Raw genomic sequence first — 21,533 nt, 5'->3', positions numbered from 1 at the left:
TTCGATGTCATACTTTAGAGGTATAACCTCATACCGCTCCCCGCCGTCCGGTGTTTACCGGCGGTTTAGACGAGATTTTGCCCGCTTCATTCGAGCCATCACGACCCGGCACCCGTGTGCCAAGCAACCCTCCGGCACATAGAAAGCTCAACAACATGACTACGGAAACCGCTGCGTCCTCCCACGAGCTGGCCTCAGCCGCCGCCGCCAAAATCGCCGAAATTACCGGCGTACCCGCCCACGACATCGCCCTGGTGCTTGGCTCCGGATGGGGCGAGGCCGCGAACCTGATCGGCGAAACCACCCACCGCATCCCCGCCACCGAGCTGCCCGGCTTCCACGCCGCCGCCGTGCCCGGCCACGTCGGCACCATCTCCTCGGTGCTGACCGGCGACAACAAGCGCGTGCTGGTGCTCGGCGCACGCACCCACTTCTACGAGGGCAAGGGCGTGCGCGCCGTCGTCCACGGCGTGCGCACCGCCGCCGCCGCCGGCGCCAAGACCCTGGTGCTCACCAACGGCTGCGGCGGGTTGAACCCGGCCTGGGCCCCCGGCACCCCGGTGCTGATCTCCGACCACCTCAACCTCACCGCGGCCTCCCCGCTGGAGGGCGCCACGTTCGTGGACCTGACCGACCTGTACTCCCCGCGCATCCGCGGCCTCGCCCGACTGGTCGACCCGACCCTGGACGAGGGCGTGTACGCGCAGTTCACCGGCCCGCACTACGAGACCCCCGCCGAGGTCCGGTACGCCAGGGTGGTCGGCGCCGACCTGGTCGGCATGTCCACCGCACTGGAGGCCATCGCCGCACGCCACGCCGGCATGGAGGTCTTCGGCATCTCGCTGGTCACCAACCTGGCCGCGGGCATCTCCGACACCGCCCTGAACCACGAGGAAGTCATCGAGGCCGGCGCCGCCGCCGGCCCGCGCATCTCCGCACTGCTGGCCGACATCGTCGCCAAGCTCTAAACCCGTGCGGCAGCAAGAAGCGGATCAATCCCGCAGCGCCGCCCCTCTGAGCCGGAAACTCCCCATACGGCAGTCCAACCGTGCCACACCAGCAAACCCACTCGCCCATAGAACAGCAGTATCGACAAAGGAGTCTTTCAGAATGGCAAGCAACGAAGTCCGGGAGGCGGAGGCCGCAGGGCCGACCCTTCCCCAGCTCAAGGGCAAGAAGGCAACGGCGCTGGTAACGGCAATGACCCTCCTTGTTCTGGTCCCCCAGCTCAGCTCCACCATGTTCGCCCCGGCAATCCCGAGCATCGCCGAGTCCCTCGACATCACGACGGCGCTCGCGTCGCAGGTCTTGTCCCTGTTCCTGCTCACCGGCGCCATTGCCGGCGTTGTCCTCACACGCTGGAGCGACTACCTGGGGCAGCGTCGCACCATCTTCATCCTGCTTGCCGCCTTCGGGGTCGGCAGCCTCCTGTGCATCTGGTCGCCCAACCTCACGCTGCTCCTGATCGGCCGCGCCCTGCAGGGCGCTGCCAGTGCCGCCTTCCCGTTGTCCTTCATTGTTCTCAAGAAGCTGCTCGCCCCGAAGACGTTCGGGCTCGCAGTTGGCACCCTGACCGCCATCAACGGCGGAGTCGCGGGTGTTGACGCGTACTTCAGCGGTCTGCTTGTGGAGTCCTTCGGCTTCCGCTCGATTTTCGTCGTCATCTTCCTGGTTGCCATCGCCGCCACCATCGCCGTACGCGTATGCGTTCCGGAGGACAACCACGCCACGGCCACGGGAAAGATGGACTGGTGGGGTGCCTCGACGTTGTCCCTGGGACTCCTCCTGCTCATCGCATACCTGGGCCAGGCGCCCACCGCCGGCTGGGTGTCGGCGGTCTCGCTCGGATGCCTGTTTGCCGCCGTTGCTGCGTTCGTTGCCTTCTGGAACATCGAAAAGCGACGCAGCTTCCCGCTGATCGAAACGGCGCACCTTCGCTCACGCCATGTGTGGCCGGTCATTGCCACCACGATCTTCTCCCTCGCCGGATTCGTGGGCGCCGGGGGCTACACGATCGTGTTGCTCAGCCAAGACGCCAACATCGGCTACGGCATGGACGCCGCACAATCCGCACTGATGTACATCGTGCCCGGCGCGCTTGCCGGTGTGCTCGTCTCACCCCTTGTTGGCTCCGTTGCCCACAAGTTCGGCTGGCTGCGCCTGTTGCGTTCGGGGCTGGCTCTGACCATCCTGTTGCTGGTTTCCGTCACGCTGCTGCGCCACAACCCCACCGCCATCTTCTTCCTGATGCTGCTGCTGGGAGCCGTCTTCACCGGCATCGTGCTGACCAACCTCAACGGCCTGGGCGTCCTGCTCTCGCCGGATGATGCACCCTCCGCCCTGCCCGGGCTCAACAGCGCTTCCTTCGGAATCGGTGCAGGCCTCGGCATCGGGGTTGTCGCATCCTTCGTCAACGGCACGGAATCCGGCTATGTGACCGCGATGTGGCTTTCGGCGGGCTTCGCCGTATTGGGCCTCGTCGCCAGCCTCTGCATCACTCCGAAGGCCGGCCAGAAACTCTAGTCATCCGGCAACGGCCCACGCTGTTCAGCGTGGGCCGTTGTGGACAAGCATCTTCCCGGCCTTCACGCCGCGCCCTGGGGTGGGGCGTGAAGGCCGCATCCCCCCATTAATCCAGAAATGAGCAGACATGGCACTGCCTGAACAAGCCTTTTGGTCCGATTCAACGACCATCATGCACCAGACATCAGTAGGACAAATGCGCGGGCTGGAGTCCAACGGCGTCGCGGTGTTCCGTGGCATCCCGTACGCGAAGGCACCGCTCGGCGACCTGCGGTTCGCCGCACCCGAACGCAGAACCCCGTTCACCGAGACCTTCGATGCGACCCAATGGGGAGCCACTCCCCAGCGCCACTCGCCCGGATTCGACATACCCGAGCCCGTGGTTCCGGGCGAAGACATCCTGAACCTCAATGTGTTTGCCCCCTCCGATGCCTTGGATGGCGGAGCATCGCTGCCCGTGCTGGTGTGGATCCACGGCGGCGGATACGTGGCCGGATGCGCTGTCGGCGCCTGGTACGACGGCCGGGAGTTTGCCGCCGACGGCGTCGTGGTCGTCTCCATCTCCTACCGGCTCGGTTTCGACGGCTTCGGCCACCTTGACGGCGCCCCGGACAACCGCGGGATCCTTGACTGGATCTGCGCACTTGGCTGGGTCCGGGACACGATTTCGTCCTTCGGCGGCGATCCTGGCAACGTGACCATCGCCGGCCAATCGGCGGGCGGCGGAGCCATCCTGTCGCTCCTGGCCACCGAGGCCGCCCGCGGCCTGTTCAAGCGTGCATGGGTCATGTCCGGCGTGCTCGAAAGCACGACCACCGCCCAGGCCGCGCTGGCCACCGCGGAGTTTGCACAAACCGTGGGCGTCACCCCGGACATCGACGGGTTCGCTTCCATCGCGGACACGGACCTGCAGAAGGCCGTCATGGGGATGCCGTCCATGCTGGCGTTCCCGCCCATTACGGGCGGGAAGCTGTTTCCGCACGGCATCGCCGAAGGCATCGCGGCAGTTAGCCACGACATCGACGTCGTCATCGGCGCCACGGCAGACGAAACCCTGTGGAACCCTGCGGAAACCGCTTTGGCCCACGATGATGCGCTCGCAATGCTCCAGTCCCAGGGCGTCTCCGCGGAGGCAGCGGCATTGGCCCTGCAACACATCTCTGAACGCTACGAGCTCCTCCCCGGACGCATCCTCACCGAGAAGCTTTTCCGTTCCGTCATTCCCGCCGTGTTGGAACTCCGATCCGACGCGACCGCCCGCACCTGGACCTACGACTACCGTTGGTCCCCGGTCAAGAGCGGCATGGCGCTGCACTGCAACGAGATCCCCGCATTCTTCGGCTTGGCCGAAGACCCGACGGTGACTCCCGTCCTGGGAAGCGTCCCCGCAGAGGTATCCGACATGTTCCACGGTTCGGCGCTGAGGTTTGCCAAGGGTGAAGCACTCGATTGGCAGCCGGCCACCGGCGGGGTGCTGGAACCGGCGACCGGAACCTGCACCATCGACGCAGAGGGCTCGGCCCCCGGCGACGGCTTCGCCGCGGCCGCGCACCTCTCGGCCTTGCGGCGCGAACCGGCTTCGCCGAGCTCCTGAGCCCCGGGCCACGCCCGAACACACAACTGAATCGAACTCCCGCGTTGCGGGCCCGAACACAAAGCCGGGCGGTCCACCAGGACTTGCCCGGCTTTGTGTTGTCTTCCGCCCCGCTGCCGGCACCGGGCGTTTCAGGAGACCTCGGGACACTGGAGCGGGGGCCTCAGCGAAGCAGCGCTGTGGCGCTGGCTTCCAGGCACAACCAAGATTTTGGCCCCGGCGAATCACTCCGGACCTCATGGACCAGACCTCGCTGGCCGGCCGTCAAGAACCGTCTTCTCCACCCCACTGAACGCTCGAATTACGCGTGATGCCGATGTTGCGGGGGCAACATCGGCATCACGTGTACTTTCGGCGGGTGCGGGTTACTCGGCCAGGTGGTGCGACTCGGCCTCGCTGCCCGCTGCGACCTCCAGCGCCTCGTCCGCGGGATCCTGGATCTGCGTGCCGAGGTGGCCGCGGGTGAGCTTGTTCATGATCATGGCGATGGCGCCGTCGCCGGTCACGTTTGTTGCCGTGCCGAAGCTGTCCAGTGCGATGTACGCGGCGAACATGAGGCCCACCTCAACCGCGCCAAAGCCGAGCATCTGTGCGAGCAGGCCCGCGGCCGCGGCGATCGCGCCGCCGGGAACGCCCGGGGCGGCGATCATCATGACGCCAAGCATCAGGATGAACGGCAGGTATGCCGCGAAGGAGACATCCCCGCCGGTGAGCAGCAGCACCGCGATCGAGAAGCAGGTGATCTTGACCATGGAACCTGAGAGGTGGATCGTTGCGCACAGCGGCACCACGAAGCCTGCAACCGAGTCGGAAACACCGTTCTTCTTGGTCGAGGCAAGCGTGACCGGAATCGTCGCGGCCGACGATGACGTGCCCAGTGCCGTGAAGTAGGCATCGCGCATGTTCCACAGCGCCTTGAGCGGGTTCCGCCCCGCCATCGAGCCCGCAACGGTGTACTGCAGCAGCAACACGACGAGCGTCAGGGCGAAGGACACGAGGGCCACGAGCGCGAACTTCGAGACGATCGTCACGGCCGCACCGCTCGCCGAGAGGTCCATGAAGATTCCGTAGATGAACAGCGGCAGCGCGGGCACGAGGATGTGCCGGATCACGGACTCGATGACCGTGCGGAACTCGACGGCTCCGCGGAAAAGCACCTTGCTGTGGAACCCGGTGATACCGACGCCGATCACGAATGCGAGCACGAGCGCACTCATGACGTCGATGACCGGCGGAAGCACGATCTCGGTTGCCGAGTCGCCCGCGCTGGCCACCACCGTCAGGTACGGGGTGAAGCCCGAGCCGCCTTCTTCGCCGAGCGACTCAAGTCCGCCGCCCGCAAGTGTCGGGGTGAACAGCCACCGGCTCACGAAGTATGCGAGCAGCCCCGCGAGGATCGTGGAGCCGTACGCGATCGCGGCAGTGATCCCGAGCCACTTTCCGGCACCCTTGCCGAGCTCGGCGATTGCGGGCGTGACAAGGCCCAGGATGATCAATGGCACGATAAAGCCGAGGAACCCCGAGAAGATCGAGTTGTACGTCAGGAACACCCCGCCGAGCCACGCGGGCATCACCGGGCCGGTCAGGATGCCCAAAACGATGGCTATGAGAATCCAGCCAAGCAGGGGAATCGATTTCAGCAGCTTCATGGGGGGTCCTCAAGTCGACGGGATCGGTGCGAACGGGAATGGGCACGCTGGTTGTGGCGCAGCCCACGCCCCAGCCATATTATGTGGTGCGGACCATTACCCGAAATCCGGAGGTTGGGCCCGTCCCGTCTCGCATGACCGGGCCCAGGCGACCCGGGGGCTCCTCCGCCGCCTCTTACTGCTGTTCCTGCGCAGGCAAGCTGCCCGCGGAACGGCTCGAAGTCCTTGCCTTCGCCGTGCAGGCAGCCAGCACGGATCCGGCGGGGCCACCGGACGCTATGGCGCCGGGAAGAGCACGTCGTAGCCGAGCTTGAGGATCAGCGCCCCGACCACGCTGAGGAACACGATGCGGATGAATCTGCTGCCCTTGGACACGGCCATGCGCGCGCCCAGGTAGCCGCCGCACATGTTCGCCACGCCCAGCACCAGCCCGATCCCCCACAGCAGGTGGCCGGAGGGCAGGAAGAACGCCAGCGCTCCGAGGTTGGTGGCCATGTTCACGATCTTTGCCTTGGCGCTGGCCGCCAGGAAGTTGTAGCCCAGCAGCGCAACCATGGCGATGATCAGGAACGACCCGGTGCCCGGGCCGATCAGCCCGTCGTAGCCGCCGATGACAAACCCGATGGCCAGCGCCACCGCATAGTGTTGCCGCCCGGTGTAGCGCAGCTTCGTCAGCTCCCCGGCGGTCGGCCTGAAGACGGTGAACAGCCCCACCGCGATCAGCGCGGCGATGATGACAGGCTTGATGACCTCCGCGGGCAGCATCGTGGCAAGGATCGCCCCGCAGAAGGAGCCGACCAGCGCCACCAGCGCCATGGGGATCGCCGTCTTCAAATCCGGGTGGGCGCGCCTGTAGTAGGTGACCGCGCTGGTGGTCGTGCCGAAGATGGATCCCATCTTGTTGGTGGCAAGCGCCTGCACAGGGCTCATGCCTGGAACCAGTAGCAGCGCGGGAAGCTGCAGCAGTCCCCCTCCTCCCACCACCGCATCGACCCAGCCGGCGGCGAAGCCTGCCAGCACGATCAGCACCAGGGTTCCAGCCTGCATTCCCTGCAGACCGGAACCCTCAAGCAGGCCGGCGGCCTCCAGCATGGTTAGCCCTTGACGGTGCTGATCAGCTGTGCGACCACGTCGTCGACCGCGACGTCGGCTCGTTCGCCGGTGGCGCGGTCCTTGACCTCGACCAGGCCGTCGGCCAGGCCGCGGCCGATGACCACGATCGTCGGCACGCCGATGAGCTCCGCGTCGGAGAACTTCACGCCGGCGGAGACCTTCGGGCGGTCGTCGTAGATGACCTCGACGCCGGCTGCGTGCAGCTCGTCGGCGATCTTCTGGGCGGCTTCGAAGAGCTCCGCCTGCTTGCCGGTGACCACCAGGTGGACGTCGGCCGGGGCGACGTTGCGCGGCCAGACCAGGCCGTTGTCGTCGTGGTTGGATTCGGCCAGGGCGGCAACCGCGCGGGTCACGCCCACGCCGTAGGAGCCCATGGTGACGACCTTGAGCTTGCCGTTCTGGTCAAGCACCTTCAGGTCCAGGGCCTCGGCGTACTTGCGGCCGAGCTGGAAGATGTGGCCCATTTCGATGCCGCGGGCGGTTTCCAGCGGGCCGGATCCGTCCGGTGCCGGGTCCCCGGCGCGCACCTCGACGCACTCGATAGTGCCGTCCCAGGTGAAGTCGCGGCCGGCGACGAGGCCGAAGACGTGCTTGCCTGCTTCGTTGGCGCCGGTGACCCAGGAAGTGCCCGGAACGACGCGCGGGTCGACCAGGAACAGGATCTTGGATGCGGACTCGAGGCCCAGCACGGCGTTGTCCAGGCCCAGGGCCGGGCCGATGTAGCCCTTGATGAGCGTCGGGTGCTTCTTCAGGTCGTCCTCGGTCGCGGCCTCGATCTCGACCTCGCCACCGATCTCCAGGTGGGCCGCGATGTTGGCCTCGACGCGCTTGAGGTCGACGTTGCGGTCCCCGGGCAGGCCAATGGCCACGATCTGGCGTTCGCCGGTGGGCAGCTTCGCGGCGATCACGACGTTCTTCAGCGTGTCTGCGGCGGTCCATTCGCCCTGCTCACGCGGGGCAATCTCGTTCGCGCAGGTGACCAGCGTTTCGATCGTCGGGGTGTCCGGGGTGTCCTTGACGTCGAACGCCGGGGCGTCCGTGAAGTCGATGTCTTCCGGAACGACGGTGGTCACTGCCTCCACGTTGGCGGCGTAGCCGCCGGCCGAACGCACGAAGGTGTCCTCGCCGATCGCGGTCGGGTGCAGGAATTCCTCGGACTTGGAGCCGCCCATGGCGCCCGCGGTCGCGAACACCGGCAGGATCTCCAGGCCCAGGCGGGAGAAGATCTTCAGGTAGGCGCCGCGGTGCGCCTGGTAGGCCTCTTCCAGGCCCTCGTCATCGATGTTGAAGGAGTAGGAGTCCTTCATGATGAATTCGCGGCCACGCAGCAGGCCCGCGCGCGGACGCGCCTCGTCGCGGTACTTGTTCTGGATCTGGTACAGGTAGGCCGGCAGGTCCTTGTAGGAGCTGTACAGGTCCTTGACCAGGAGGGTGAACATTTCCTCGTGGGTGGGGGCCAGCAGGTAGTCGGCACCCTTGCGGTCCTTGAGGCGGAAAAGGCCCTCGCCGTATTCGGTCCAGCGGTTGGTGGCCTCGTAGGGTTCGCGCGGCAGCAGTGCCGGGAACTGGACTTCCTGGGCGCCGATGGCGTTCATTTCCTCGCGGACAATGTTTTCCACCTTCTTCAGCACGCGCAGGCCCAGCGGCAGCCAGGTGTAGATGCCGGGGGCCGCACGGCGAATGTATCCGGCGCGAACGAGTAGCCTGTGGCTGGCAACCTCGGCGTCGACCGGATCTTCGCGCAGCGTGCGCAGGAACAGTGTGGAGAGTTTCAGGACCACGCTAACTTTCCATTTCCGCGGCCTGTTTCCAGACCACAACATAGTTGGGGGTGCGCGATTCGTAGAAAGGCACAAGACTTTTGCCCTCCGGATTCCACCGACAGGCCGCCCGCACCTCGAACCGGTTCCCGGCAGTCGGGAACAAGTTCTGGTGATGCGGGCGGGGCTGAACACGGTGGCGCCTTGGGCACTGCTTCCATCTTACGTTGGCGGAAGCAGCCGGGGCGGCACCGTGAAGCAGTGCGCGGCAGGGCGGGACCGCACCCGCGGATCCGGCGGCTCGGAGGCTGGATCGTTTAGGGCGGACTTCCGTTGTCGCTGGCCTACTGGTCGGCGATGTGTTTCAGTGCGGCGTTGATGGTTTCCTCGGCCTTCTTCGCCGCCGCGTCCACGTCCTTGGGCGCGGTGAGCGTGACGGCAACCGTGTTGTTCCCGTCGAACCCGTAGACGCTCAGTGTTTGCATGGTTTGCCCGTCGACCTTGACAGTGCCGAGGCTGGCCAGGGTTGTGGCGGCATCGGTGGCGGCCTTGGTGTCCTTCAGCGTTGCGGAGGCTTCGCGTCCCTGGATTTCAAGGCTGAAGGTGGCGCACTCTTCGAAGGACTTTTTCTGCTTGTCTGCCATGGCTTGGACGTCCGCTGGGGATCCGTAGGAGGCTATGCTCACGCTTGTTGACGCGGCGCTTGCATTTGCGGGCATCACCAACGAAGCCATGTTCACTGCATCGAGCGTCTCCGCCATGCCGCTGGCGGCAAAGGCACCGCAGGCTTCCGGCTTCACATTCATCTCGGCAACGAATTGCTCAATCTGTGCAGCCCCCGATTTCAGTTCCGCATCCTTCAGTATTTGGGCGCCCGGAGCTGCTTCAGCGTCTTTGAGTGCACTGACAACCGCATAGACCTGGTCGGCTGTCAGCTGGTTGCCCTCTGCCGCCGGCGTGGCAGCTGCATCGGTTGCCGCGGAGGTTTGCGTGGCCGGCGGGGATTGTTCCACGGCGGGCGAGGTCGTCGCGGCCGGGTCTTGCGGGGAAGCGCATCCGGTCAGCGCGAGTGCCGCGGCCAGTGGTACAGCCCAAAGTGCAGTTTTCTTCATGGTTGCCGCCCTGCGGATAGGGGGTCCGCCGTGGCGAACCCAAAGTTCAAGTTCTTGGATCACCCTACACAAACCGGCGCCCGGACAAACGGACCCGGTTCCAAGGTTTCCCGCTGCGCCACAGCCTGGTTCGATTCCTCATGGGCCGGAATGCAAAAGTGCAGCGGATCGGTTCCCTGTGGCATTGCCACGTGGAACCAATCCGCTGCACTCCGAGGGCGAAGCGTTGGCGCTTGCAGGTGGCTAGGAAGCCTTTTCCTCGATCATCGTCAGAACCGAGTTGACGAGGTCCTGGGCCTGGTTAATGTCATCGGCCTCGTTGCTGCCGCCCATGACCGATACCGAAATCAGGTTGCGGCCGTCCTGTGCGCTCACCGCAATTGTCGGGATTTCCCCGCCCGGAACCGAAACGACGCTGCGGTTCGCCTCGGTCACTGCGGCCTTTGTCTTGGCCGTGATCTCGGAAACCTTCATCTCGACCTTCTGGCCCTGCATGGTCATGGAGAAGGTTGAGCAGTCCTCGAGCATTTTCTGGCTCTGTTCAATGTTCGCCGTTGCATCCGCAGGGTCGGTGTAGGAGGCGATGGCGACCTGTACGCCCTCGACCGCAGTGTCGCCCGGCAGCGCCAGGGTGATCATGTTCATCTTGTCGAATTCGGCCTTGAGGTCCGCCGACACGATCGATGCGCACTTGGCCGGTTCGATCTTCATGGATTTCATGTTCTGCTCGGCCATCGGAAGCTGTGCCCGCATGGCGTCTTCGTCAATGATCTGTGCGTCGCTGTTTTCCCCGGCGATTTCCTGGGCGATGTCTGCCAGCGTCTGGGCATCAAGCTGTGCGCCGTTTGCCGGCTTGGCGCTGTTGCCGGCGGTGGCGCTCGCGGTTGCCTCTGGCTTGGCTTCGGCCGGGGCCGAAGGGTCCCCTGTTTCGGCTCCGCCCGAGGCGCAACCGGCCAGGGCGAACATCGCGGCAATCGTCAGTGGCAGCAAAACGTTCTTGCTCATGGTGGAGTTCCTCCAGGTGGTGGGTACGGGTCTTGGATTCTGGGCAATGTCTTGGACTGCGTCAGGGCGTGGCACCGGCTGTGGCTTCGCGATCGCGCAGGACCTTCAGGATGCCTTCCACGTCGGCCGTCGCCGACTTGGCGGCGTCGGCGGGGTTGGCCGAGACCTTACGGGTCGCTGTGACCATCACGTGGCCGTCGATGGCACGCACCGAAACCTGCTTGCTTTCGGTTCCCCCGTTGACCGTCACGATGAGGGTTCCTGCACTGTAGGGCGCGCTGGTCTCAACCTTGAGCTCCGACTGCTTGGCCGTGATTTCCTGCTGCAGGCTACTGATCTTGTATTTCGCGCACGACTGGTCCAGGTGCTGTTGGGCCGCCACATCGGCTACGAGCGCATTGAGGTCGGCATAGGATGCGACGGTGATGTCCGCGCCAAGGTTTTCAGGGAGCGTCACGGCTGCCATGACCGCCTCGTTGAGCTGGTCCTTCAGGCTTCCAATGCCGTAAAGCCCGCATTCGCTTGGCACGACATTGATGTCCTCGAGCCATTTTTCGGCCGCGGGGATTTGGGCGCGCAGTGCGGCGTCCGCGGTGAAGACCGCCCCTTCCTGCGTTTTGGCCCATCCGCTCGTGGCGGCCTCGAGTTCCGGGCCCGGCACAAAGCCCAGTTCGCCCGTGACCGTCGGGCTCGGTGACTGCGAGCCGGCCTCGGTTCCGGAAGTCGATCCGGGTGCGCTGCCCGGAGTAGGGTTCCCCGGCTTGCCGGCAGCGGTGGTGCATCCGCACAAGGCCAGCGCCAGGCCCATGCTCGACGCCACCAGGAGAAGTGACCTGGCTGGTTTCTTGGCTCGGGGCGGCTTCGGCTTCACGTGTATCTTGTTCATTCGGCGGCTCCTGCGGCGTGTCGGGCCGGGTTGGTTCTCCGTGGTTCTCCGGCAGGAGCTGGTCGGCTGCCACGGACATGGTTCCTGGCGCTTGTGACGCCATGCCTTAGAACAGGATAGTGGCGAACTCCCCGACTTCCTCGAACCCCGCCCGGCGGTATGTCGCAATGGCCGCGGTGTTGTAGTCGTTGACGTAGAGGCTGGTCACGGGGGCAAGTCGCAGAGCGTACTGTGCCACGGCCGCCATGTACCCGGCAGCCAGCCCGCCACCGCGGTAGGCCGGGTTCATCCAGACGCCCTGGATCTGCGTGGCCCGATCGGTGACGGTCCCGAGTTCGGCCTTGAAGCGGATCTCGCCCGACGAATCGGTGTCGATCATCGAATGCTCGGAAAGGATCAGCGCCCTGATCCGCGAACGGTAGAACGCTCCCCCGTGCACCAGCGGCGAGTATCCCAGTTCCTCTTCAAACATGGTGGCGCACGCCGGGAGCACCTTGTCGTACTCGTCGTCCCGGCTGGCCCGCAGCCCCGGGGTGGGGGCGATTGCAGGTTCCCCTGAGAGGGTCATCAGCGGCTGGTGCGGGCGGACGTTGAAGGCCTCGTGGGATCCGGTCGAAAGGACCTTCCAGATGCCCATGACGGCCTCGGACGGGCCGAAGCAGGATGCGAAATTGCGGTTCAGCCGCAGCAGCACCCGGCCATACTCCTCAGCCTCGTCCGCACCGATGTTGATGGGTACGACGTTGGCGCCCACCCAGCACGCCGATCGCAGGGTTCCGTTTTCAAAGCGGCCCAAGATCAGCGACCCGCCCAGACCGGGTCGTGCGGACCCAGTCAGGGTGAGCTGCGCGTCGATGAAGATGTTGCTGACGGGATCCGTCGAACAGAGGGCGCGAAGAGCCGCGGTATCCGTATCGTCGAGCACGCGGATACCCTCGGAGAGCTGGTCTCCGCCCCCGGGGTTTCGTCTAGCTGACGGTAACCACGGGGCCACCTTGGACAGGATTTTCGCCATCAAGGTCCCCCATTTCCTCTGCCAAGCGCATGGCTTCTTCGATCAGTGTCTCAACGATCTGGTCTTCAGGCACCGTCTTGATGACTTCGCCCTTCACAAAGATCTGGCCCTTGCCGTTTCCGGAGGCCACGCCGAGGTCGGCTTCGCGTGCCTCGCCCGGTCCGTTGACGACGCAGCCCATGACGGCGACGCGCAGCGGAACTTCCATTCCTTCGAGTCCGGCGGTGACCTGGTCGGCCAGCGTGTAGACGTCGACCTGGGCGCGGCCGCAGGACGGGCAGGACACAATTTCCAGCTTACGCGGGCGCAGGTTCAGCGACTGCAGAATCTGTGCACCGACCTTGACCTCTTCGACCGGTGGGGCCGAGAGGGACACGCGGATGGTGTCGCCGATGCCTTTGGAGAGCAATGCGCCGAAGGCGGTTGCCGACTTGATGGTGCCCTGGAAGGCCGGTCCGGCCTCCGTGACGCCCAGGTGCAACGGCCAGTCGCCGCGTTCGGCCAACAGCTCGTAAGCGCGAACCATGACGACCGGGTCGTTGTGCTTGACCGAGATCTTGAAGTCGTGGAAGTCGTGCTCTTCGAAGAGCGACGCTTCCCAGACCGCGGATTCCACGAGGGCCTCCGGGGTGGCCTTGCCGTACTTCTCCATCAGGCGCGGATCCAGCGAACCGGCGTTGACGCCGATGCGGATGGAGGTGCCGGCGGCCTTGGCGGCCTCGGCGATCTGCTTGACCTGGTCGTCGAACTTGCGGATGTTTCCGGGGTTCACGCGAACCGCTGCGCAACCGGCATCGATGGCGGCGAAGACGTACTTCGGCTGGAAGTGGATATCGGCGATGACCGGGATCTGCGACTTCTTGGCGATGATCGGCAGGGCCAGGGCATCGTCGGCCGAAGGGCAGGCAACGCGCACGATGTCGCAGCCGGTGGCCGTGAGCTCGGCGATCTGCTGCAGGGTGGCGTTGATGTCCGTGGTCGGGGTCGTCGTCATCGACTGGATGCTGACGGGGCTGTCCGAACCTACGCCAACCGAACCGACCTTGATCTGTCGGGTCTTGCGGCGCGGGGTGAGGACCGGTGGGGGTGCCGATGGCATTCCGAGGCTGACCGGGGTCAAGATTTCCTCCGTGAAGTTGAGTGTGGAAGTTCTTCCATTATCCCCCGCAAACTCGGGGGCGTGCCGCACCGGCTACGCGGTCGAAGGGCTCGACGCGGGCTTTGCAGCCAAGTGCCAACGGTGTGGGCGCGGTCCGGGCCTAGGCGTGGTGACTGAGCTCACCGGTGACGGGAACCCATCCAGTGATGCGCAGGGCTGCGATGGTGTTGTGGATGTTGAACGGGTCGTTCTTCAACGCCTCGCCAAGGGTTGCTTCATCGGGGGCCGAGATCAGCAGCAGTGCGCCGCTTCCGTCGGTGTAGGGGCCGGAGGCAACCAAGGTGATGGGGCCGTTTTCCGGCTTGAGGCTGGCCAGGAACTCGCGGTGCGCCGGACGGTGCTCGTCGCGGGTTGCATCGGTATTGGCGGCGTATACATACTCAACAGCAAAAACACTCATGGGCTACAGCCTAATGCTTTTAGCTGGGAATTCGGTGCCCAGCCTCCCGGTCCGCAGGCTGACGGCCCTTCTGCCGGCAGTCGGGGAATGGTTCCCGGCTCCCGAACATTCGCGGATTCACCTGAAACGGGACTGCACCAGCCAAGCAGTCCCGTGTCCTCACCGTCTGGCATGCCGTGGAGGGAAACCCGGCGCGGCATGTGAAATGCGGGGAATGTCAGGCCATTGCGGCATCGACCGGCGTCATGCTCTCTTCGATTCCGGCCCGCAGCTCAGGTCCGTCTTCGTGCCCATGACTGGTCACGGCGTGCAAGACCGCCAGCTCCAAGACTTCGTCGTGCGTACCAGCGATAGTCATTTGGCAGTTGGACACACTGGGCGTCTTGCGGCAGTCAACCATCATCCTGTCCATCATTCACCTCCTTGTTTCACCTGGGAGATTCACCTTTGCGCGGAAACCGTTCCTCGCTGTTCCATCGTCACTCCGACGTCTTGGCATAGTTCGATGCCCCGTACCAGTCCACGGTGACAACAGGCTCGTCGCCGACGACCCATGCGTCATGGCCCTGCGGCAGGCTGGTCACATCCCCTGGTCCCGCCAGGATCTCCTGCCCGTCATCCATCCGGATCGCAAGCTTCCCGCTGACGTGGTACTGGAAATGCGGGGCTTCGCAACTGTCCGTCCCGGCGATCGGCTTGACGTCGTTGGACCAACGCCAGCCGGGTTCGAGTGTCAGACGGCCAATGGTGCCGCCCGCCATCTCCAGGATCTCGGCCTTGCCGTTCGGGAAAACCCTGGTCTCGGTCGGAGTCCCGAAATGCTCGTGCTCTACCTTGCTCATATTCTCTATTCACCTCTTTTCATCACGTTCCGCTTACAGTTTGTTCCTGCCTATGGGCAGGGGCAATGGAAACTCCCGCCCATCTGAAGATCTGGCCAAGAGAGACGGGGCGAGGCCGGAATCCGCACTTGTGAAGGGCCTTCCGAGCACACGAAAAAGCGGTGCCGCGCCCCGGGAATCCGGGACGCGGCACCGCCTTCTGCCTGTGGAGTTCTTGCCTAGCCGAAGATGTTGACCGGCTTGACGATGTCCGCATAGATCAGCACGGCGCCCATGACCAGCATGCCCGTCGCGACAACGTAGGTCAGCGGCAGCATCCTGGCTATGTCCACCGGTCCCGGATCTGGGCGGCGGAAGAGCTTGGCGAAGGCGCGTCGCACGGCCTCGAAGAGCGCGCCGAGGATGTGCCCGCCGTCCAGAGGCAGCAGCGGGATCAGGTTGAAGACGAACAGGGCGATGTTCAGCCCGCCGATCAGCGAGATCAGCGAGGCGGCCTTGTCCGAGACGCCGATCTGGTCCATGGCGCTGATTTCGCCGGCGATGCGTCCCACGCCGACCACGGAGATCGGGCCGTTCGGGTCGCGCGGCGCATCGGAGAAGGCCGCCTGGCCGACGGCAACCACGCGTGCCGGGAGGTCCAGCACCACGCCGGCGACGCCCTGGATCTGTTTGCCGACGGCCGGAAGGACGTCGGAGACGGGCTGCGGGATGTTGCTGATCTGCGAACCCATGCCAATGAATCCGACGGCCACCGTGGCGGGGGTGCCGTCGGCGTTCATCACTGCGCGTCCTTCCGCGTCAAGCACCGGGCGTTCGGTCTTGAAGGGGGTGATGGTCGTGGAATGCGCGACCCCGTCGCGTTCGTAGGTCAGCGGGACAGATTCACCGGCACGTTCGCGGATGGCCTGGGTCAACCCCAGCCATTCGGTGGTGCCCACCGGCTTACCGTCGAAGGACGTGATGGTGTCGCCCGGGCGCAGTCCGGCGGCGTAGGCCGGGCCGGGTGCGTCGCTTGTCTTGCAGCCGTTGTTCACCGCCGGGTCGCGCTGGGCCTCCTGGCCCAGCGGAACCACGCACTGGTAGACCTCCGCCACGGTGCTGGTCTGCGCGGGGGCGCCGAACCCGACGGTGACGAGGCCGATCATGAACACGCCGATCAGCAGGTTCATGAATGGGCCGCCGAACATGATGATGATGCGCTTGTACACCGGCAGCTTGTAGAACAGGCGGTTCTCGTCGCCCGGCTGCAGCTGCTCGGCCGCGGCACTGCGGGCCTCGTCGGCCAGCTGCTGGAACATGCCTGTGGAGGACCTGCGTAGCGCCGGTGCGTCGGTGGCCCCGACGTTGCCCTTGTTCCTGGCCGGCGGGTACATGCCGATCATGGAGATGTAGCCGCCCAGCGGGATGGCCTTGAATCCGTATTCGGTGTCCCCGCGTTTGAAGGACCACAGCGTCTTGCCGAAGCCGATCATGTACTGAGGGACGCGCACGCCGAATAGCTTGGCCGGAACCAAGTGCCCGACCTCGTGCAACCCGATGGACACACCGACGGCGACCACCATGATGGCCACGCCGAGGATGAAAAGAAGAATACTCACAGTGCTTCCAAACGTTTGGCGGCGGCATTTCGTGCCCACGCTTCGGCGGCAAGTACCGAGTCGAGGTCCAGCGTGCCGGGTTCGGGGGTGTAGGTCTGCAGGATCGCGTCAACGGTCTCGACGATGTCGGTGAAGCGGATGGCCCCGGCGTGGAACGCCTCGACGGCTTCCTCGTTGACGGCGTTGTAAACGGCCATGTGCGTGGGCGAGGCGGAGGCGGCGGCCTTGGCCAGCTCGATCGCGGGGAACGCGGTGGCATCCAGCGGCTCGAAGGTCCAGGACGCGGCGGTGGACCAGTCGCACGGGGTTGCTGAGCCCGGGACGCGGTGCGGCCAGCCGATGCCCAGGGCGATGGGCAGGGCCATGTCCGGCGGGGACGCCTGGGCGATGGTGGACCCGTCGATGAACTCCACCATGGAGTGCACGATCGACTGCGGGTGCACCACGGCCTCGATGCGCTCCAGCGGCACGTCGAAGAGCAGGTGTGCCTCGATGACCTCCAGGGCCTTGTTGACCATGGTCGCGGAGTTGGTGGTGATGACCTTGCCCATGTCCCAGGTGGGGTGCGCCAGGGCCTGGGCCGGGGTGACATCACGCAGGGCCTCGCGGCTCCAGCCGCGGAAGGGCCCGCCGGAGGCGGTGACGATGAGCTTGTGGACCTCGTCGGGGGTGCCCGAGCGCAGCGCCTGGGCCAGTGCGGAGTGCTCGGAATCCACGGGGACCAGCTGCCCGGGGGCCGCGGCCTGCTTGACCAGCTGGCCGCCGACGATCAGGGACTCCTTGTTGGCAAGGGCCAGCAGGTGGCCGGCGTTTAGCGCCGCGAGCGTGGGGGCCAGACCGATGGAGCCGGTGATGCCGTTGAGGACCACGTCCGCGTCCGGGAACCCGGCGATCCTGGCCGCGGCGTCCGGCCCGGCGAAAAGTTCGGGTGAATAGACGTCGGCGCCGGCCTCGCGGGCGGCCTTCTGGATGGCCGCGGCCAGCGCGTCGAGGTCCGGGTTGGCCGAACCGACGGCCGGGGCACGGGTGGCGACGGCCTGTTGCGCCAGCAGTTCCAGGTTGTAGCCTCCGGAAAGCGCAGCAACGGCAAAACGGTCTGGCGCCGCGGCAATGACCTCGAGGCCCTGGGTGCCGATGGATCCTGTGGAACCGATCAGCGTGATGCGCCGGATGGTTCCGGGCACCGGTTGGGCAAAGACGGCGGAAGGCTGCAGGTTGTTCACTTGTCCATTATGGTCGTTGTTCCTGTGCCAACCCAATGAGCCACGGCTTGGGGGTGGGCGGGATGCAAGTGATGCCCGCCGTTTGCCCGGTCTTCGAAAAGGGGGCAGACTGCGGGCATCCTCGTGGTCCCGGGTGTCAAACGCCAAGGGTTCCCATGCCTTGACCGCCAGCACATTGCATTCGGCCTGCAGCAGGATCCGTTGGGCGTCGGATCCCATGAGCATCTTGCCCACCGGCGAGCGCCCCTTGGGATTCCATTGGGGAACGCGGTAATGCTGAGACAGCTCAGGATCCCAGGGGCTTTCCAGAACATCATTTGACGGGGAGGCGGAACTTCTGCGCGTTCCCGGGACTGACCGTTTGGCGGCGGAGCTGGGTTTGGCACCGGTCAGCGCACAGCGCTACCTGGAATCCCCTCCAGTCACCGGGAGCCCGTCGGGTCGAACCGGTCCTAGGTCCAGTCGGAGTCTTCCCAGGTGCCGCTTTGCTGTTTCTGGTGTGCCTCGCGGGTGAACATCAGGCACACGCGCGTCGCTTCGCCGACGATGATGCCGTCCTGGTTGCGGCCCACATGGCTGAAGGTGGCTACGCCGAGCCCCGGACGGGATTTGGAGGGCCGCAGGTCAACCACGGACGTTTGGGTGTAGAGCGTGTCCCCGGGGTAGAGCGGGTGCGGGAACCTGATGTCGGTGAGTCCGAGCTGGCCCACCAGGGTGCCCTGGGTCAGTTGGGACACGGACTGGCCCACCATGGTCGCAAGCGTGAACATGGAATTCATGAGGCGGCGGCCAAAGGGCTGGGTCGCGGCGAACGCCGCATCGAGATGCAGCGCCTGGGTGTTCATGCTCAGCGTGGTGAACAGGACGTTGTCGGCCTCGGTCATGGTTCGGCCCGGGGAATGCACGTACAGGGCGTCGGCATCGAGTTCGTCGAAGTAAAGTCCGCGTTGCTCGACCCTCTTGCCGAGATCATCGTTCGTCATGTTTCTACCCCTCCAGTTCTTCCATCCCCTGAGAGCCAGGCACCCCGGCCGCCTACGGCGAACGAGGGCCTTGTTCCGTCGAAGCATCCACGGAACAGCCCGTATGCGTATCCTACAAACCCGGGCACCCGATAGCGCAAGGGGTGATTCTCAAAGCCCCAGTGAGCGGGCAATCAGCATCAATTGCACCTGGGTGGTGCCCTCGCCGATTTCCAGGATCTTCGAGTCCCGGTAGTGCCTGGCAACCAGGGACTCGTTGATGAACCCGTAGCCGCCGAAGATCTGGGTGGCGTCCCGGGCGTTGTCCATGGCGGCCTCGCCCGCGACCATCTTGGCGATTGCCGCCTCGGTCTTGAAATCCTTGCCTGCCAGCATCCGTGCCGCGGCCGCATAGTAGGCAAGCCGCGAGGTGTGCACGCGCGCCGCCATCCTGGCGATCATGAAGGAAATGCCCTGGTTCGACCCGATGGTGTCCCCGAAGGCTGTGCGGGTCTTGGCATAGGCGACCGCCTCGTCGAGGCAACCCTGTGCGGCCCCGGTGCCAAGGGCAGCGATGGCGATGCGCCCCTCATCAAGGATCGACAGGAAGTTTGCGTAGCCGCGGCCGCGTTCACCGAGCAGGTTTTCCTCAGGCACCCGTACATCCTTCAGGCTCAGCGGGTGCGTGTCCGAGGCATTCCAACCGACCTTGTTGTAGGCCGGTTCGACGGTGAAGCCCGGGGTCGGCCGGGGCACCAGGATCGTGGAAATTTCCTTGGCCGGCGTTCCGTCGGGCCGCGTCTTGGTGCCGGTGACCGCCGTGACGGTCACCAGCGTGGTGATGTCGGTGCCGGAGTTGGTGATGAATTCCTTGCTTCCGTTGATCACCCAATGCCCCTGGTCGAGGGCGGCCTTGGTCTGGGTGCCGCCGGCATCGGAGCCCGCCCCGGGTTCGGTGAGCCCGAAGCCCGCCAACTCCTCCCCTGCGCACAGTGCCGGCAACCAGCGTTCCTTTTGCGCCGCGGTGCCGAAACGGTACACGGGCATGGCACCCAGGCTGACTCCGGCTTCGAGGGTGATGGCCACGGACTGGTCGACCCGGCCCAGTTCTTCGATGGCCAAGGCCAGGGCGAAGTAGTCGCCTCCCATGCCCCCGTACTCCTCGCTGAAGGGAAGCCCGAACAGCCCAAGCTGTCCCATCTGCGCTATGACGTCGTAGGGGAAGGAATGCGCTGCGTCGTGTTTTGCCGAAACCGGTGCAACGACTTCGTTGGCGAATTCGCGCACGGTGTCCACGAGCTGCTGGTATTCCTCGTCGAGCTCCAGATCGATCACGTTCCCGCCCCTTCCAGTGGCGCGCCGGCCTCAGAAACGACTGGGTTCATCGATTCTTCGACGCTGGCTTGTAAAGCTCTTGGGCTTTGCCAAGTGACCACGTATTGTTAGTGATCATTAACTGAATTCGAGGCTAGTGTTGCAGGGCACACTTGTCCAGCATTCACAGCGAATTGATTCGGCGACCCCGGCCCGGCCAGCATTCGGCCCACAGGGGCACAAAGGAGCATCGAACACCCCATGAATGCCACGTCAATCACCCCGGCTTCGACCGACAGGGACAGGGCCAAGGCGCAACGACGCCGGGACCTCCTGGTCGAAGCCACCCGGCTGTTCGCCATCCGCGGCTATGCGGGCGTTTCGCTCGAGGACCTGGGGGCGGCCTGCGGCATCAGCGGACCGGCCGTGTACCGGCACTTTTCCGGAAAATCCGCTGTGCTGATCGCATTGCTCGTGGGGGTCAGCCAGGACCTTCTCAAGGGAGGCAAGGAGGTCAGGGCCGAGGGCGGAACACCTTCGGAAATCCTGGGACGGCTCATTTCCTTCCACACCGATTTTGCCCTCGCGCGCCCGGACATGATCCAGGTCCAGGACCGCAACCTGGAGGCCCTCCCCGAAGCCGAGCTGCACCTGGTGCGCAAATTGCAGCGCGACTACATCTCCCTGTGGACCGAGCAATTGCACCTGATCCACCCGGAAGAATCGGCAACAGTCATCCGCTTCCGGGCACACGCGGCATTCGGCCTGCTCAATTCGACGGCGCACTCCGCGCACTCGCCCCGCACGTCCAAGAAGGGCCTGCGTAAACTACTGAACCAGATGGCGACCGCTGCCCTGTCCACCCCGGTAGGCTAGGGGCAAGTCGATCAACACATATAGAGAGGCAGTGACCGTGCAGCTACGGCCCATACAGCCAGAAGACCTTGACCAGTTCTTCGAACACCAGCAGGATCCCGAGGCCAACCTCATGGCGGCGTTCACGGCGCGCAACCCGGCCGACCGTGGCGTTTTCGACCACCACTGGAACCTGATCCTGAAGGACCCCTCGGTCATCGTGCGCACCATTGAGCATGAAGGCGAGGTGGCGGGTTCGATTCTGCTCTTTGAAAACGAAGAAGTTCCGGAGATCAGTTTCTGGACCGCCCGCCGCTTCTGGGGCAAGGGAATCACCACGTCGGCAGTCGACACCTTCCTGGCCGAATACACCGCACGCCCGCTGCGTGCCCGGGTCCCGCAAGACAACATCGGGTCCATCAAGGTCCTGGAACGACGTGGTTTCAAGGTCATCGATGAGGACTCCGATTTCTCCAACGCCCGCGCAGCGGTCGTCAAGGAATTCATCATGGAGCTGGTCTAG

The 21,533-nt window shown here is 65.1% G+C and carries 20 protein-coding genes; 5 read left to right on the top strand and 15 right to left on the bottom strand.

Annotated features, from left to right (window positions below; genetic code table 11):
- The first annotated feature begins 155 nt into the window (after window positions 1–155).
- The 3 genes from JOF47_RS03195 to JOF47_RS03185 all read left to right on the top strand — a co-directional run bounded on the left by JOF47_RS03195 (window position 156) and on the right by JOF47_RS03185 (window position 4,117).
- Window positions 156–968 (top strand): purine-nucleoside phosphorylase, encoded by an 813-nt coding sequence (locus tag JOF47_RS03195; RefSeq protein ID WP_209995919.1) that lies wholly within the window; start codon window positions 156–158, stop codon window positions 966–968.
- A gap of 142 nt (window positions 969–1,110) precedes the next feature.
- Window positions 1,111–2,523, top strand: a complete 1,413-nt coding sequence (locus JOF47_RS03190) for an MFS transporter (RefSeq protein WP_209995918.1) — start codon at window positions 1,111–1,113, stop codon at window positions 2,521–2,523.
- Between the two features lie 127 nt (window positions 2,524–2,650).
- Window positions 2,651–4,117, top strand: coding sequence for a carboxylesterase family protein (locus tag JOF47_RS03185; protein ID WP_209995917.1), 1,467 nt, complete (start codon window positions 2,651–2,653; stop codon window positions 4,115–4,117).
- A 365-nt stretch (window positions 4,118–4,482) separates the two neighbouring features.
- Here JOF47_RS03185 and JOF47_RS03180 read toward each other — a convergent pair whose 3' ends face one another.
- The 15 genes from JOF47_RS03180 to JOF47_RS03110 form a co-directional block, all read right to left on the bottom strand.
- The gene (locus JOF47_RS03180; RefSeq protein ID WP_209995916.1) at window positions 4,483–5,766 is read right to left on the bottom strand and encodes a dicarboxylate/amino acid:cation symporter; all 1,284 of its coding nucleotides are present in this window, start codon (window positions 5,764–5,766) and stop codon (window positions 4,483–4,485) included.
- Between the two features lie 276 nt (window positions 5,767–6,042).
- The gene (locus JOF47_RS03175; protein ID WP_209995915.1) at window positions 6,043–6,858 is read right to left on the bottom strand and encodes a sulfite exporter TauE/SafE family protein; all 816 of its coding nucleotides are present in this window, start codon (window positions 6,856–6,858) and stop codon (window positions 6,043–6,045) included.
- Window positions 6,859–6,860: 2 nt separating this feature from the next.
- Window positions 6,861–8,660: a proline--tRNA ligase gene (locus JOF47_RS03170; RefSeq protein WP_209995914.1), complete on the bottom strand. Its 1,800-nt coding sequence runs from the start codon at window positions 8,658–8,660 to the stop codon at window positions 6,861–6,863.
- A gap of 323 nt (window positions 8,661–8,983) precedes the next feature.
- The gene (locus tag JOF47_RS03165) at window positions 8,984–9,751 is read right to left on the bottom strand and encodes a hypothetical protein (protein ID WP_209995913.1); all 768 of its coding nucleotides are present in this window, start codon (window positions 9,749–9,751) and stop codon (window positions 8,984–8,986) included.
- A 243-nt stretch (window positions 9,752–9,994) separates the two neighbouring features.
- Window positions 9,995–10,756, bottom strand: coding sequence for a sensor domain-containing protein (locus tag JOF47_RS03160; protein ID WP_209995912.1), 762 nt, complete (start codon window positions 10,754–10,756; stop codon window positions 9,995–9,997).
- A 61-nt stretch (window positions 10,757–10,817) separates the two neighbouring features.
- The gene (locus tag JOF47_RS03155; protein ID WP_209995910.1) at window positions 10,818–11,642 is read right to left on the bottom strand and encodes a hypothetical protein; all 825 of its coding nucleotides are present in this window, start codon (window positions 11,640–11,642) and stop codon (window positions 10,818–10,820) included.
- Between the two features lie 106 nt (window positions 11,643–11,748).
- Window positions 11,749–12,567, bottom strand: a complete 819-nt coding sequence (locus JOF47_RS03150) for a GNAT family N-acetyltransferase (protein WP_342592697.1) — start codon at window positions 12,565–12,567, stop codon at window positions 11,749–11,751.
- Window positions 12,568–12,610: 43 nt separating this feature from the next.
- On the bottom strand, window positions 12,611–13,777 hold the full coding sequence (gene ispG / locus JOF47_RS03145; RefSeq protein ID WP_209995906.1) for a flavodoxin-dependent (E)-4-hydroxy-3-methylbut-2-enyl-diphosphate synthase: 1,167 nt from the start codon (window positions 13,775–13,777) through the stop codon (window positions 12,611–12,613).
- A 139-nt stretch (window positions 13,778–13,916) separates the two neighbouring features.
- Window positions 13,917–14,216 (bottom strand): YciI family protein, encoded by a 300-nt coding sequence (locus JOF47_RS03140; RefSeq protein WP_209995904.1) that lies wholly within the window; start codon window positions 14,214–14,216, stop codon window positions 13,917–13,919.
- A 217-nt stretch (window positions 14,217–14,433) separates the two neighbouring features.
- Window positions 14,434–14,616 (bottom strand): DUF1059 domain-containing protein, encoded by a 183-nt coding sequence (locus JOF47_RS03135; protein ID WP_281070264.1) that lies wholly within the window; start codon window positions 14,614–14,616, stop codon window positions 14,434–14,436.
- Window positions 14,617–14,695: 79 nt separating this feature from the next.
- Window positions 14,696–15,058 (bottom strand): cupin domain-containing protein, encoded by a 363-nt coding sequence (locus JOF47_RS03130; protein ID WP_209995902.1) that lies wholly within the window; start codon window positions 15,056–15,058, stop codon window positions 14,696–14,698.
- 218 nt (window positions 15,059–15,276) lie between these two features.
- A complete protein-coding gene (locus JOF47_RS03125) occupies window positions 15,277–16,656 on the bottom strand; it encodes a M50 family metallopeptidase (protein ID WP_342592696.1) in 1,380 nt (459 codons plus the stop codon).
- The gene (dxr, locus tag JOF47_RS03120; protein WP_210001362.1) at window positions 16,653–17,828 is read right to left on the bottom strand and encodes a 1-deoxy-D-xylulose-5-phosphate reductoisomerase; all 1,176 of its coding nucleotides are present in this window, start codon (window positions 17,826–17,828) and stop codon (window positions 16,653–16,655) included. The genes JOF47_RS03125 and dxr overlap by 4 nt, the downstream gene beginning before the upstream one ends.
- Before the next feature lie 503 nt (window positions 17,829–18,331).
- A complete protein-coding gene (locus JOF47_RS03115) occupies window positions 18,332–18,862 on the bottom strand; it encodes a MaoC family dehydratase (RefSeq protein WP_209995900.1) in 531 nt (176 codons plus the stop codon).
- 150 nt (window positions 18,863–19,012) lie between these two features.
- Window positions 19,013–20,176, bottom strand: coding sequence for an acyl-CoA dehydrogenase family protein (locus JOF47_RS03110; protein WP_209995898.1), 1,164 nt, complete (start codon window positions 20,174–20,176; stop codon window positions 19,013–19,015).
- Window positions 20,177–20,416: 240 nt separating this feature from the next.
- Here JOF47_RS03110 and JOF47_RS03105 point away from each other — a divergent pair, with 240 nt between their 5' ends.
- Together JOF47_RS03105 and JOF47_RS03100 are read left to right on the top strand one after the other, a co-directional pair.
- A complete protein-coding gene (locus JOF47_RS03105) occupies window positions 20,417–21,031 on the top strand; it encodes a TetR/AcrR family transcriptional regulator (RefSeq protein WP_209995896.1) in 615 nt (204 codons plus the stop codon).
- Window positions 21,032–21,068: 37 nt separating this feature from the next.
- Window positions 21,069–21,533, top strand: coding sequence for a GNAT family N-acetyltransferase (locus tag JOF47_RS03100; protein ID WP_210001360.1), 465 nt, complete (start codon window positions 21,069–21,071; stop codon window positions 21,531–21,533).

Origin of the sequence: Paeniglutamicibacter kerguelensis (assembly GCF_017876535.1) — a bacterium.
GTDB lineage: Bacteria > Actinomycetota > Actinomycetes > Actinomycetales > Micrococcaceae > Paeniglutamicibacter > Paeniglutamicibacter kerguelensis.
This window is presented reverse-complemented; position numbering and strand designations above follow the sequence as displayed.

Bases quoted from the DNA above. Each gene is read 5' to 3' on its own strand.
- JOF47_RS03195 (WP_209995919.1), top strand. From the start codon at position 156: ATGACTACGGAAACCGCTGCGTCCTCCCACGAGCTGGCCTCAGCCGCC.
- JOF47_RS03190 (WP_209995918.1), top strand. From the start codon at position 1,111: ATGGCAAGCAACGAAGTCCGGGAGGCGGAGGCCGCAGGGCCGACCCTT.
- JOF47_RS03185 (WP_209995917.1), top strand. From the start codon at position 2,651: ATGGCACTGCCTGAACAAGCCTTTTGGTCCGATTCAACGACCATCATG.
- JOF47_RS03180 (WP_209995916.1), bottom strand. From the start codon at position 5,766: ATGAAGCTGCTGAAATCGATTCCCCTGCTTGGCTGGATTCTCATAGCC.
- JOF47_RS03175 (WP_209995915.1), bottom strand. From the start codon at position 6,858: ATGCTGGAGGCCGCCGGCCTGCTTGAGGGTTCCGGTCTGCAGGGAATG.
- JOF47_RS03165 (WP_209995913.1), bottom strand. From the start codon at position 9,751: ATGAAGAAAACTGCACTTTGGGCTGTACCACTGGCCGCGGCACTCGCG.
- JOF47_RS03160 (WP_209995912.1), bottom strand. From the start codon at position 10,756: ATGAGCAAGAACGTTTTGCTGCCACTGACGATTGCCGCGATGTTCGCC.
- JOF47_RS03155 (WP_209995910.1), bottom strand. From the start codon at position 11,642: ATGAACAAGATACACGTGAAGCCGAAGCCGCCCCGAGCCAAGAAACCA.
- JOF47_RS03140 (WP_209995904.1), bottom strand. From the start codon at position 14,216: ATGAGTGTTTTTGCTGTTGAGTATGTATACGCCGCCAATACCGATGCA.
- JOF47_RS03135 (WP_281070264.1), bottom strand. From the start codon at position 14,616: ATGGTTGACTGCCGCAAGACGCCCAGTGTGTCCAACTGCCAAATGACT.
- JOF47_RS03130 (WP_209995902.1), bottom strand. From the start codon at position 15,058: ATGAGCAAGGTAGAGCACGAGCATTTCGGGACTCCGACCGAGACCAGG.
- JOF47_RS03115 (WP_209995900.1), bottom strand. From the start codon at position 18,862: ATGACGAACGATGATCTCGGCAAGAGGGTCGAGCAACGCGGACTTTAC.
- JOF47_RS03105 (WP_209995896.1), top strand. From the start codon at position 20,417: ATGAATGCCACGTCAATCACCCCGGCTTCGACCGACAGGGACAGGGCC.